The sequence below is a fragment of the Candidatus Spechtbacterales bacterium genome, assembly GCA_040879145.1.
Classification (GTDB): Bacteria; Patescibacteriota; Minisyncoccia; order Spechtbacterales; family 2-12-FULL-38-22; genus JAWVZY01.
In genome coordinates, this window is record JBBDKX010000034.1 from 1 (window position 1) to 13,185 (window position 13,185).

8 protein-coding genes are annotated in these 13,185 nt (G+C 41.4%); 6 read left to right on the top strand and 2 right to left on the bottom strand.

Translation table 11 applies throughout. From position 1 onward, the window contains the following. Nucleotides 1-137: 137 nt before the first annotated feature. Nucleotides 138-3,344 (bottom strand): hypothetical protein, encoded by a 3,207-nt coding sequence (locus tag WDZ40_03495; protein ID MEX0877895.1) that lies wholly within the window; start codon nucleotides 3,342-3,344, stop codon nucleotides 138-140. 73 nt (nucleotides 3,345-3,417) lie between these two features. On the opposite strand from WDZ40_03495, the gene WDZ40_03500 reads away from it, so the two are divergent. The 4 genes from WDZ40_03500 (at nucleotide 3,418) to WDZ40_03515 (ending at nucleotide 9,485) form a co-directional block, all read left to right on the top strand. After that, the gene (locus tag WDZ40_03500) at nucleotides 3,418-5,532 is read left to right on the top strand and encodes a DEAD/DEAH box helicase (protein MEX0877896.1); all 2,115 of its coding nucleotides are present in this window, start codon (nucleotides 3,418-3,420) and stop codon (nucleotides 5,530-5,532) included. Between the two features lie 205 nt (nucleotides 5,533-5,737). Further along, nucleotides 5,738-6,625, top strand: a complete 888-nt coding sequence (gene dprA / locus WDZ40_03505) for a DNA-processing protein DprA (protein MEX0877897.1) — start codon at nucleotides 5,738-5,740, stop codon at nucleotides 6,623-6,625. A 136-nt stretch (nucleotides 6,626-6,761) separates the two neighbouring features. Beyond that, on the top strand, nucleotides 6,762-8,870 hold the full coding sequence (gene topA, locus WDZ40_03510) for a type I DNA topoisomerase (GenBank protein MEX0877898.1): 2,109 nt from the start codon (nucleotides 6,762-6,764) through the stop codon (nucleotides 8,868-8,870). Nucleotides 8,871-9,212: 342 nt separating this feature from the next. Then, nucleotides 9,213-9,485: a hypothetical protein gene (locus WDZ40_03515; GenBank protein ID MEX0877899.1), complete on the top strand. Its 273-nt coding sequence runs from the start codon at nucleotides 9,213-9,215 to the stop codon at nucleotides 9,483-9,485. A gap of 51 nt (nucleotides 9,486-9,536) precedes the next feature. Here the strand turns inward: WDZ40_03515 and WDZ40_03520 are convergent, their stop codons facing one another. Next, on the bottom strand, nucleotides 9,537-9,803 hold the full coding sequence (locus tag WDZ40_03520; protein MEX0877900.1) for a DUF5654 family protein: 267 nt from the start codon (nucleotides 9,801-9,803) through the stop codon (nucleotides 9,537-9,539). A gap of 140 nt (nucleotides 9,804-9,943) precedes the next feature. Here WDZ40_03520 and WDZ40_03525 point away from each other — a divergent pair, with 140 nt between their 5' ends. Further along, the gene (locus WDZ40_03525; protein ID MEX0877901.1) at nucleotides 9,944-12,100 is read left to right on the top strand and encodes a bifunctional (p)ppGpp synthetase/guanosine-3',5'-bis(diphosphate) 3'-pyrophosphohydrolase; all 2,157 of its coding nucleotides are present in this window, start codon (nucleotides 9,944-9,946) and stop codon (nucleotides 12,098-12,100) included. A 382-nt stretch (nucleotides 12,101-12,482) separates the two neighbouring features. Continuing rightward, a complete protein-coding gene (cas2, locus tag WDZ40_03530; protein MEX0877902.1) occupies nucleotides 12,483-13,109 on the top strand; it encodes a CRISPR-associated endonuclease Cas2 in 627 nt (208 codons plus the stop codon). Nucleotides 13,110-13,185: the final 76 nt, after the last annotated feature.

Sequence of the window (13,185 nt, forward strand, 5' to 3'; positions counted from 1 at the left end):
ACGTGGCAGCTGAGGTACTTTTATATTAACACGATTATTTTATGAAGCACAGGCAATTTTCCACACCGAGCGCAGCGAGGTGCGCTCGGTGTAAACTAATTTTCGAGCTTGATTCCTGTCTGCTGTGATACATTCTTTTATGCCATGGTATCTATCTCTTTTGGAAATTTAGGGTCGTAATTGCCCGCCTCTTCCCAATCTATGGGTGTTATGCTCAAAAGTTCTCCTGATTCTTCATCAAACTCTACAATTATATCGTCTACGCGCCATCTTTTGTCCAGCTTTAATATTTGACGATATTTATCAGCGAGATTTTTATTTTCCTCTACTATTTTTTGCATTATGCGTTCAACATCCTCTTTACTAAGCCTTTGTGAGCTTTCCGCCTTCTCCCTAATCTTACCTCCCGAAATGCCTTTAACTTTAGTCATCAACAGGTAGTCTGAATCCTCATCGTTTTTTGCTTCCAAATATCCGACGGGCTCCGCTGTTGGGAGATTAGAGTTCTGGGCGGATATCAAAACGGCATACTCTTTTCTCTCCTCCCGCGCTTTTTCAGACACGGCGCGCTTGGCTATGATTTCTGTTCCGTCCAAAAGCTTCAAAACCCGGCTCTCCCCATCAAGGTCATTAGGACCTCCTTTTAGCAATTCTCCGTTTTCTTTTATAAATTCTCCCGGCGCTTGCAAAAGCTCCTGCGGAACAATAGACACATAATCCTGGCGTAGACGCAAACGGTGTGTCTCAGAATCTATATTTATATTTCCCGATGCTTCATAATTTGCATACTCTTTACTCCAGTAGTGGCGCTCTATTGCCTGTTTTATCATATTAAAATAAAACTGCTCTTCGGGAGGTGTGGGTTCGGCTATATGACGTATTTTCCCTGTTTCAGGATCTTGCATAAGACCAACGGCGCTTTGTTCTATTTTGGCGTTGCCCTCAATATAATTTATTATTTCGCCCCTCGCGTTCTCATCTATCCCGCGCACACGCCGTCCTGTTTTGCTTGCGGAAAGAAGCCGTATCCTGTTTTCTATCTCTTCTTCAGGAAAATCCATAACCCGCATAATTTGTTCGGGTATGCTTCCTGTAAATCCTGTATCGTAAAATATCGGATCGTGTTCCGGGCTTATTTTCTCCTGTTCTAAAAACTTCTTTTTTGAATCATAAGCCATGGTGTCTCTAAAATATCTTGGATAAACCAGATACCTGGGTCTAATCTCAAGAACCTCACCCTGCTCTTCTTTTATTTTTTCCCTGCCCTCTTTGCCTAATTTTTTTCTGCGGGCTATATCCTGCGCCCGCCTTCCTATGTACGCGTAAATTCCATCTCGTCCCAAATAAACTTCCATAGGGTAACGCCCCGCTTCCCGCCATGTATCAAATTCGTCATAAAGCTTGTCGTAGTATTTCACATCCTTTTCAAGTACCTGCAAATACCTGCGAAACGCCTCGTTTAAAACCGGGTCTAATTCCTTTATAACGGCTTGAGAATCTAATGCCTCAAAATCTCTTGCCCTTCCATATTTTTGAACAAAAAGACGCGAGAGAAGAGAGCGTACATTGTCTGAAAGTGGTTTAAGCGCGAACTCATCAGGACGCGCTAAAGAAAGTTTGTCTAAATCATCAAGAACCAAATTGGCCTGCGAGTCATTAACAAATTCGGCGCATTTTTCTTCAATGTGGTTATTTAATTTTTCAAATAAATTCCCCGCGGTTAACTCAGTTTTTATCCCAAGTTTTTCAAGCTCCTCACTATCAACATTCTCGCCTGCCATAAGCCCCTCAACAATGCGGGATGAATGCGCCTGCTCTGAAGTAAAAAGCCATGGATGGTTTTTGTAAGGATCGTTTTCGGAAAAACCTTTTTCGCCCCTATCCTGCAGATTGGTGGGAAGTCCCGCTTTTTCCATGATACTTTTGGCATAACTAACTATCTTCTTATCAGCTTTTATTTGATTCTCTGTTTTTTTAAATGCCCCCCATGTCTTTTGGTCCCAATAAAATTTCTGCGCTACAGATGGATGCTTCAAGGCATCTTTAATATGCTTATTCTTGAGCCACGGCTCTTTTTGGAATGAGTGCATGCGCTCAATAAAATAGTCCGCCAAATCTTCGTCCTTAGAGAGCTCTTCTAAAATCGTACCTTTCGCATATTCAAATATTTTTGGAAAATAGCGCGCGAAAATCCCGGAGCCCAAAACATTCACAAAGTATATTGGCGTAAAGTGCGCATTCTCTTGGCTTTCCTTCAAAATCAACTCATCAATTCTTTCAAAATCAAAACCTTCCTTAAAAGCATCCTCTACATTCTCTCCCTCAAAAGCTCTTTCAAGAGTTTCGAGTATTTCATTTATGTTCCCTACCGCGCCCAGCCTAAAAAAATCTACAATATTTTTTTCTGTTTTGCTTTTTATTTTCTCTTTAGGTATTGGAAATTTTTTAAGATAAAGTCCCAGGGAATAGTATTTATCCTGCAACACTGCGCGTAGTCCCTCTTCAGCTGCTTTTAATATACCGTCCTTCTGTAAAAATTCTTCTCCAAGTTTTAAATCACCTGCTATATCAAAAGCCACATAATGCCTCCCTTCTTTAAGATTAGATATAATCGTGCTTTCAGCTACTTCTAAAACCTCCCCATCTTTGCTGATAATTTCTTGAATGTTCTCAGGCATAAATTCAGAGTCCTTGTTTCTATGCAATATATTGAATACGGCATGAGAATTTTCTCCCTTTTTGAGTTCTTCTATAAGCTCGCCCTTAAAAGATTCAACAATGTCTTCTTCTGTGAAATTAAAAAATTCAAAAAATGCCGAGACATGACTTGTTGTCCGGTTGAATTCCTGCCATATTTGTTTTGTCAAAATTTTATGCACATCGGGGCTATCAAAAAAACTTTTTTCTATGTTAAATTTTTTAGCTACTGAAAATAAAAAAAACAGTGAAATATCGCCGGCGTGTAGCTCAATGACTTTTTTAAAATCGTTCAAAAATTCCTCACTTTTAAATATTTCATCCGGTATTTTTAAAGCGTTTTTAATGCTTTCAATATTGTTAATAGCAGTATCAAAGTTGTCCTTCGAAATAAATTTTAAAAAACCTTCCTTAAAAGCGTCCTGGACAACTTTTTCACTGGACAACTTATCTTCCAACCCCTCAAAATAAAATTCTAAAATGTTCAATAAACTAGTATCCACCTGCCACAATGGTACTTCATCCCAGTCATGCTCTTGTTCTGTCTCAATATTAAAATCCTCAAACTTCCCGTATTTTTTAAATACTTCCTGAGGATTTTTCTGAGGGTTTTTATTTTCTAAATTTTCGCCAAAGCCTTCCTTCATATAAAATAATTGTAGCATAGAACTTTGAATTTTTACGCTTTACACAATATAAAAAAATATGTATAAATAGAACGTGGCAGAAACCACGTCGGAACAACTAAATTCGGTAGGAATAGTAAAGATAAGCCCCCCTATTTTGGAAAGGGGGCTCGTTTGGTTTCAGCAAAATGACCGCAAAATAAAAAGTGAGGCCCGCAAGATAACAAGCTGGTGGAGCGCCAACTATAAAGAAATAGAAAAAGATGAGCTTATTCCCCTAAGCAATCTTGCGCGACAGCTTTCGGACTGGGGATATATAAAAACTGAAACAGTACGCGCGCCCGGAGAGTACGCGGGCAGAGGTGGAATATTAGATATATTCCCGCCAAACATGAAAAATGCTGTACGACTGGAGTACTGGGGTAACGCGGTATCTTCCATAACAGTATTAGAGGCTGTAAAGAACAACAAGCCTGAAGAAAAACTCAAAAACATAGTATCCAAACAACCCCAGGATTACTCACACCTTGCTTATCGGCTCGCCTCGCTCCCTCGGCGGAGCGGGCAGGCAGGAAAAAATGAGGACGCGCAAAAACACATAGAAAACCTGATACCCGGAACCTTTGTAGTGCATGCAGACCATGGGGTCGCCCTTTTAAAAGGGCGAAAATCCGAAATCCGAATATCTAAATCCGAAAATTCTCCTGAGGAAGAGTATCTTGAGCTTGAATACGCGCAGGGAGATAGATTACTTGTTCCGCTTACTGTTGCTGAAAAGGTAAGCCCTTACGTAGGTTTCGGAGAACCCCACCTTACACGGCTTGGAGGAAATATTTGGGAAAAGACAAAACGAAAAGTAAAGGAGGATTTAATGGAAACAGCGAAACGCCTGGCAAAAATATACGCGAAACGAGAGATGACACATCGACCCCGATACAAAATTGATAATGAGCTGGAATCAGCGCTAAAATACAGCTTTGAATTTGAAGAAACTCCCGACCAGATACAGGCGCTTAAAGAAGTAAAATACGATATGATGCGTCCCATGCCTATGGACCGGGTGGTGTGCGGGGATGTAGGATTTGGCAAAACAGAGGTTGCAATAAGAGCCGCGGCATATGCTGTGGGCGCGGGGCACCAGGTGGCTCTAATTACCCCCACAACAGTTTTGGCACACCAACATTACAAAACATTCACCAAAAGATTTGAAGAAACATCACATCCTATACACATAAGAAAATTAACCCGTGTAGAAAAACCCGCGGAACAAAAAAGGATACTTAGTGAACTCAAAAATGGAAGTTGTGATATCGTTATTGGAACACACCGTCTTTTACAAAAAGATATAGAATTTTCAAAACTTGGTCTTCTCCTTATAGATGAAGAACAAAGGTTTGGAGTAAAACAAAAAGAGTTTTTTAAAGAGAGGCGCGCCGAGGTTGATATAATGTCTCTTTCCGCAACACCCATACCACGCACCCTGCACTTCACCTTGAGCGGGTTACGAGATATGAGTATTATCTCCACTCCTCCTCCCGGGAGAATTCCTATTAAAACAGAGGTTAAAAGATTTAGTAAAAAAAATATACAAAGCGCCATAGAGAGAGAACTTGCAAGAGGTGGACAGGTTTATTACCTGCACAACCGGATAGGCTCTATGCAAAAAACGGTTAAGATGTTGGAAGAACTGTTGTCGGAAGTCCCGACCGCAAAGCGGTCGAGGATCCTCGACACTAAAAGTGTCGGGACAAAGATAGGATACATGCACGCAAAACTAAATGAAGCTCGTCTTATAGAAACGATAGACGATTTTAGTGAGGGTAAAATTGATGTTTTAGTTACAACAACTATAATGGAAAACGGACTTGATGTTTCAAACGCCAACACTCTTATTGTAGAAGACGCCACAAAGCTCGGTCTCGCGCAGGCTCACCAGATAAGAGGGCGTGTAGGAAGAGGGCGGGAACAAGCCCACGCATTCTTTTTTTATCCGGCAAGAAAATTAAAAGATAAGGCAAAAGCGCGCCTCACAGCGCTGGAGGACGCGCAGTATCTGGGAGCGGGATACCAAATAGCAATGCGCGACCTTGAATTAAGAGGCGCGGGAAACTTTCTGGGAAAAGAACAGAGTGGGAGTATTGCAAAAGTTGGCTTTAACTTGTACTGTCAATTATTGAATGAGGCGATAGAGGAATTGCGGCAGGGATAATTATGCTTTTGCTCAACGTTGCCATTCAGTCGCTTCAAGGAATGCATGCCTTGCTCGCTTAACGAAAAATGCCAGCTACCCCTCGCTTCGCTCAGAGGTAGGCCTCGCGGCTAGCCATTTTTCTACTCGCTTCGGGCATTTCTAAGAAGCTCCCTCATTCCCGCTTACGACTTCGTAAAAGCATAATTATCCCCGCCTTAGAAAGATGAAAAAAATAAAAGAATTAAAAATAACAGACAAAGAATATCCAAGTATTTTAAAGGAAATTCCAAATCCTCCCGAACTTTTATACTACCGGGGAAATTTGGAGGCGCTTAAGTCGGGGGCCATGGTTGCAGTTGTGGGCACAAGACGCTGCTCTGATTATGGAAAAAGGGCAACGGAAGAGATTGCGGGAGGCTTGGCAAAAGCAGGAGTCACAATAGTAAGTGGTCTGGCAAAAGGCATAGATACATACGGGCACAAGGCAGCACTTGAAAACAAAGCTACAACAGTAGCTGTTCTTGGAACCGGAGTAGATGATGCCAGCATATACCCACAAAGGAATAAAAACTTAGCGCATAAAATAATAGAATCCGGAGGGCTGGTTATTAGCGAGTACGAACCTGGGACTCCCGGGTACAGGGCAAACTTTCCACAAAGAAACAGGATAGTTGCGGGGCTTGTACAAGGAGTGCTCGCTGTTGAAGCTCCGCTTAAAAGCGGTACAATGATAACAGTACGGCTGGCTAAAGATTATAAAAAAAGCATATACGCGGTTCCCGGCTCTATATTTTCCCGCCTATCGGAGGGCTGCAACGCGCTTCTAACCAAGGGTGCTAAGTGTGTTTTACGCGCAGAAGATATACTGGAAGACCTCGAGGTTAATCATAAAATTATATTTGAAAAAAATACGCAAGACACAAGTATTTTAAATGATAATGAAAAGAAGGTACTCATGCTTATCGCGGACTCTCCTGAGCCCATTCATGTTGACAAGATAATTCAAACCAGTAAACTTGGTGCAATAGACCTGGCTGAGATTTTAACATCTTTGGTGCTACAGGATTTTATAAAAGAAGCAGAAGCAAACCACTATATCGCTTCGCGATAATTTCAAATTTTGAATTTAAAATTTTAATTAAATGACTGAATGTCTTAATGTTTAAAAAATTTGAACATTTAAAAATTAAATTGAAACCTGCCTGCCGGTAGGCAAGGTTTAAAATTTAGAATTTAAAATTCTTAAAATGTCTAAACTTGTAATAGTAGAATCACCCACAAAAGCTAAAACTATTTCCAAATTCCTTGGAAGTGGTTTTAATGTTACCTCCTCATACGGACACATACGAGACCTTCCAAAGGGTGATCTTGGTATTGATACAGAAAACAACTTTGAGCCCAGGTATGTAATACCTACAAAGGCCAGAAAAAAACTTGGCGAACTTAAAAAAGCCATGGAGAAATCAGACGAGGTTATTCTTGCAACAGATGAAGACCGAGAGGGAGAGGCCATAGCGTGGCATCTTGTGCATGCTCTTGGGCTTAACGATCCAAAAAACAAAAAAGCTCAAGAGAAAATAGTAGAAAGGATTGTTTTTCATGAAATCACAAAAAATGCTATTGAAGACGCCTTAAAAAATCCAAGAGATATAAACATAGATCTTGTTAATGCCCAACAGGCAAGAAGAATTCTGGACAGGCTTGTGGGTTACAAGCTCTCCCCTTTTCTTTGGAAAAAAGTAATGCGCGGACTCTCCGCGGGGCGCGTGCAGTCTGTAGCCGTGCGCCTAATAGTGGAAAAGGAAAGGGAAATACAGGCATTTAAACCGGAGGAGTACTGGTCAATCCAAGCAGAACTTGAAAAAACACCGAATAGTTTTGTAGCAGATCTTTTTGCTAAAAATGGTAAAACGCTGGATAAAATGGCGGTAAAAAATAAAAAAGAGGCGGAAGACATCTTAAGCACTCTTAAAAAAGGTGAATGGAAAATTGAAGAAATAAAACAAAGAGACGTTAAAAAGAATCCATCTCCCCCTTTCACGACAAGCACGCTCCAGCAAACAGCGGGAAATAAGTTTGGGTATCCCGCAAAGCGCACAATGATGCTTGCGCAAAACCTATACGAACGTGGATTTATTACTTATCACAGAACAGACTCTCTTAGCCTTTCCTCAGGAGCTATAGAAGCAGGAAGAAATTATATTGAAAAAGAACTGGGCAAGAAGTACCTGCCTGATTCTCCGCGTTTTTACAAAACAAGAAGCAAGGGCGCGCAGGAAGCACACGAGGCAATACGCCCCACAGACCCCGCAAAAACACCTGACAGCCTAAAGTTGGAGGGTCCGCAGAAAAAACTGTATGAACTAATATGGCAGAGATTTCTTGCAAGCCAGATGTTGCCGGCTATATTTGCGGCAACAACAGTAGATGTAGCAACAGAGACCGAGTACTCTTTCCGCGCGACTGGGCAGATAATGCGGTTTGACGGATTCCTTAAAATTTATCCCGTCAAATTTCAGGAAGCCGAGCTTCCCGAACTTAAAAAGGGAGACCTTTTGAACTTACAAAAATTAACACCCAATCAACACTTTACAAAACCTCCCGCGAGGTACACAGAAGCCAGTCTCATAAAAGAGCTGGAAAAAAACGGTATAGGCCGCCCTTCAACATACGCGCCCACTATATCCACCATCCAGGATAGAAATTATGTTCAAAAAAATGAGCAGAAACGCCTCGCGCCAACAGAGGTGGGCTTTATAGTCACAGACCTGCTCATGGAACACTTCCCTACAATAGTTGATACAAAGTTTACCGCAAAAATGGAGCAGGATTTGGACGAAGTTGCCGAAGGCAAAGTTAAATGGCAAGAGGTAATGACAAAATTCTACGGCCCGTTTGAGAAAAACCTTGAAGAAAAATATGAAAAAGTAGAAAAGAAGGACATGACCGAAGAAACAGAAAAAATATGTCCTAAATGCGGCAAAAAACTAATAAAAAGAATGGGGCGTTTCGGATGGTTTTACGCGTGTAGCGGATTTCCCGAGTGTAAGCACACCGAAAATATTGAGTCCAAAGAAAATGATATTGACGTCCGTTGTCCTAAGTGTGTAGAAGGCAAAGTTGTAACTAAAAAAACACGAAGAGGAAAAATGTTTTGGGGATGCAATCGTTATCCCGACTGCGACTTTGCAACGTGGGACAAACCGCACGTTGAAGAGGTAAAAGGAACAACAAAAAAAGCTGTATCAAAGTGCTCCAAATGCGATTCCATACTTGTAGAAAAAAAGGGTGCTGTAGTATGTTCCAACAAAGAGTGCAAGCACAAAGCAACAGACAAGACTCCAGTTGACAAATAGATATTTTTGTATATAATAACAGCAATCTAGTGCTTGGTTCGCGTAATGGCGCCCCGGCACAAGGAGACCACCTCCTTTCTATCATATAAAATCCTTTCAGGAGCAAGGCAATGCATTAGACGCAAGGCGCAACGAGCGCCGTGGTGCCGGAGGCACCATAAGCAAGGAGCAACACAGCCGGATGATGTATTGCCTTGCTCCCCGAAGGGCGGTTGTATATTTCCCATATTCTTTGTTCTCGTCGCTAATGCACATCTGTGCATTACGCTTCTCGGGCCTAGAATATGGAAAATATCCTAACCGCTGAAAAGATTTCTATATGATAGAAAGGAGGTGAAGTAAATGTTCCACTGCGCGCAAGGACATATCTCCCGTCCGGGAGATATGAGGATACTCGTAGTATCCCAAGTGCGGCCTGTACGATACAGCGCCGTCAAAACTGTGTACGACCGCAAGGAAGAAGAGCTGAAGGAAATTGAAGTCTCCTCTTCTCATGGGTCAGAAATAGCTGAAGAAACAGCATTCTGCTCCCTGCATGCACGGGCAGCAGAAGAATGGTTCACCCCGCCTGCCCTGACAGAGGGTGAAACAAAAGAAGTTGCAACAGTACTTTAAACAAAATGCGCCCCGCAAGCGGGGCGCATTTTTTATTTATAAATATTAACTTTATTTTTTCTTATCCTCCTCCTCTACAAATAATTTTGTAACGTAATAACTTGCAATTGCGATTACAATGGTAATAAAGAGAGCATACACTGTCTTTGCTATAACCGTATTTCCCGCCTTTGGAAAATATAGTTCAATAAAACTCTTAATAGCGTCGTTCCACGCAAGACCGCCAACCAAAGCAAGTCCCGCAACAATATACCCCGCGGTTTTTTTTCTTACTTCACGCTTTAATTCTTCCTTTCTTTGACGTTTTTTTTCTGACATTTTTTTATCGTCTTTATGGTTTACATCTTCTAGTGCCCTGATGTGCGCTCACATCCCTAATGTTATTATACCTTATAGGATGTGATGTTTACAAAATTAAAGAAGCTGTTATGTTAGTGCATAAACCAAGACCCCCTATCATGTCAATTCAAACAGAAGAAAAAATAAAAAAACATATTGAGGACACACTGTCTTTTTTTCCGAGCGCTGAAGAACGCGAGTTAATACAGCGCGCTTTTGACCTTGCGCACAAAGCGCATGCACCGCAAAAACGCGAGAGTGGAGAGCCGTATATTATACATCCCGTTGAGGCGGCGCTCACTTTGGCGCAAATGAAGATGGACGCGCAAACAGTTGCCGCCGCACTTTTGCATGATGTTGTAGACGATACTCCTGTTACATTAAAAGAGGTGAGGGCAGAATTTGGCGAAGATGTAGCTTTTCTTGTGGATGGCGTCAGCAAGCTTGGAAAAATAAAATACCGGGGAGTTGAACGCCACGCTGAAAACCTGCGAAAAATGCTCATAGCAATGGCGCAGGATGTGCGTGTAATACTTATAAAATTCGCTGACCGGCTTCATAACATAAAAACCCTCAGCGCGTTACCCCAAAGAAAAAGGGAGAGAATTGCTCTTGAAACGCTTGAAATTTACGCACCCATAGCCATGCGTCTTGGAGTGAGTGAACTTGCAAAACAACTGGAAGACCTGGCATTTCCCTATGTCTATCCCGAACAATACAAATACGTAAAAGAGGAAAGTAATTACAGGCTACGTGACGGTGAAAAATATCTTAAAAAACTTTTACCCGTAATAAGAAAAGAGCTGGCAAAAGAAAATATTAAACCGCTTAAAACAGAGATAAGGGCAAAACACTATTATAGCTTATGGCGAAAACTTGAAAGAAACAGTTATAACTGGTCCCGCATACACGACCTTATTGCCGTCAGGATAATAGTAGAGTCCGTTGAAGAGTGTTACAAAACCCTGGGTGTGGTACACAAACTTTGGAAACCGCTTCCGGGAAGAATAAAAGATTACATAGCTTTACCTAAGCCAAACGGCTACCAAAGTCTGCACACCACTGTCTTTTGCCTGGACGGAAAAATAACAGAGATACAGATAAGGACCCGTGAAATGCAGGAGGAGGCAGAATACGGAATTGCCGCGCACTGGAGATATAAAAAAGGAGGCTCAACAAAAAATCTGGATGATAAATACAAGTGGGTAAGCCAACTGCAGGACTGGAAAAAGGATGCCTCTCCTACAGAAGAATTTTTAAACAACCTAAAAATAGATGTCTTTGGCGATAGAATATTTGTCTTCACACCAAAAGGAGATGTTTTTGACCTGCCACAGGGAGCTACCCCTGTGGACCTGGCATACACAGTACACTCCGACGTTGGAGACAGGTGTGCCGGCGCCATAGCAAACGGCAAAATGGTAGCGCTCAATTATGAGCTCCAAAACGGGGATGTACTAGAAATAATAACCTCAAAAAATAAAACGCCTTCACAGGCATGGCTTGGTTTTGTAAAGACTAGGACGGCAAAAAACAGAATACGGAAGTGGTTTAGAGAACAAAACAAAGAACAAAGCCTGGAAAACGGACGAGACCTTGTGGGCAACGAGGTAAAAAGCTTAACGGGGAAAAACTGGAATACCTTAGGGGGTGAAATTAAAAAAGAGATGCTAAAAAGGTTTTCCATGAACAGTGAGGACGAGCTGTTTATTGCTGTTGGACAGGGAGACATATCACTGAGCCGCGTCATGCATACGATAGTTGATAAGGAAGAGGAAGAAAAAAACAAGGAAGACTTTAAAAAACCTCAAAAACCAAGCGGGGCTGTTCCTGTTGCAGTTGCGGGTATAAGCGGGCTCCAAACACATATAGCGCAGTGTTGCAACCCTGTTAAACCCGAGGAGATAGCCGCTTACATAACCGTTGATAAGGGAGCAAGTGTTCATAAGATTAACTGTCCCAACCTGCGACAGTTAAAGCGGTCGGAGAAAATTCTTCCCGCATACTGGCTTGACATGGAAGGCGCGGTACCTGTTTCTCTTGAGCTTTTGGTGCTGAATCGCATAGGAATGCTCCAGGATATAAGCCGTGTTGTGGCAACTCTCAACATAAACATATTGGGAGTAAAAGCAGATTCTGAAGAAGACGAAGAAAGCGAGAACAAAGGAGCTGTGCGAATGCGGGCAAAATTCCAGATAAACAACCTCGCGCAACTAAAAACACTAATTGAAAAACTAAAAACAATAGACGGCGTAATAAATGTGAATAGGGGGTAAAATAATCGACTCATGGCTATAAGTTAATTATCAGTAATCGACTCACAGACATGATGCATTCTTTTAAAATCGACTCGTGGGTATGAGTTACTTAAATAAATGTATCATCACTTTGATACAATCTGCCTGCCGGCATACCAATCGGCATGTAAACAGGCAGGTATTAAAAAATGTATCACGAGCTGAGCTGACCCCCAAAAAGTGGACACAAAAATGTCCACTTTTTGGGGGTCAGTTCATGAAGCTTTTTAATCTATGCGATATCCGTAAGTTAAATACTCGCCATACAACCTATTAAAATAACCACGGCCGTGGTTATTTTAATAGGTTGTATTTTATGGTATGCTTCCTACTATACTTTTATAGTTAATTGTTTCAATATATGCCAAAAAAGAAGACATATCCCCAGCGCCAAATGGGGAAACACGAAATAATAGCAAAGAGAATACTAATGGCTTTAGTAACTCCTCTTGTGATTGTGGCAACTCCCTTCTCTACCACACCCCGCTATGCCAAAGATCTTGAAGAAGCGCTTGATAATCTGGAGGATTTTTTCTTTCCAGGACCGGAAAACTTCAATGAAGAAAAAATTCGCGGAAGCATTTATAACTTAAAAAGTGGCGGATATATTAAATACCGCACATCAAAGGATAAAACAAAACTTCATTTTGAATTGACAGAAAAAGGCAAGCGATTAGTTCAAAGCTATAAGCTGGATGAATTAAACTTATCCCAACAAAGCAAGTGGGACGGAAAATGGCGATTTGTTATGTTTGATATACCTGAAAAATCTCGATACGCCCGAGACATTCTGCGCGATAAACTCGAAAATTTAGGTTTCTTTCGCATACAGCAAAGCGTGTGGGTTTACCCTTATGCCTGTGAGAAAGAAATAGATTTTCTGGCAGAATTTTTATATATAAAAGCCTGTGTTTTAATATTTACCGGAAAAGTAAACAAAGATGAAGAGCTAAAAGTCCATTTTAGAAAACTTGGATTTAACTTGTAAAATAATTACGGGACAGCAAATACCTATTAAAATAACCCCTCACTTGCTCGCAAGTGAGGGGTTATTTTAATAGGTA

Excerpts from the sequence above, each read along its gene's own strand:
- WDZ40_03495 (MEX0877895.1), bottom strand. The coding sequence starts at position 3,344 with ATGAAGGAAGGCTTTGGCGAAAATTTAGAAAATAAAAACCCTCAGAAA.
- dprA (MEX0877897.1), top strand. The coding sequence starts at position 5,738 with ATGAAAAAAATAAAAGAATTAAAAATAACAGACAAAGAATATCCAAGT.
- topA (MEX0877898.1), top strand. The coding sequence starts at position 6,762 with ATGTCTAAACTTGTAATAGTAGAATCACCCACAAAAGCTAAAACTATT.
- WDZ40_03515 (MEX0877899.1), top strand. The coding sequence starts at position 9,213 with ATGTTCCACTGCGCGCAAGGACATATCTCCCGTCCGGGAGATATGAGG.
- WDZ40_03520 (MEX0877900.1), bottom strand. The coding sequence starts at position 9,803 with ATGTCAGAAAAAAAACGTCAAAGAAAGGAAGAATTAAAGCGTGAAGTA.
- WDZ40_03525 (MEX0877901.1), top strand. The coding sequence starts at position 9,944 with ATGTCAATTCAAACAGAAGAAAAAATAAAAAAACATATTGAGGACACA.
- cas2 (MEX0877902.1), top strand. The coding sequence starts at position 12,483 with ATGCCAAAAAAGAAGACATATCCCCAGCGCCAAATGGGGAAACACGAA.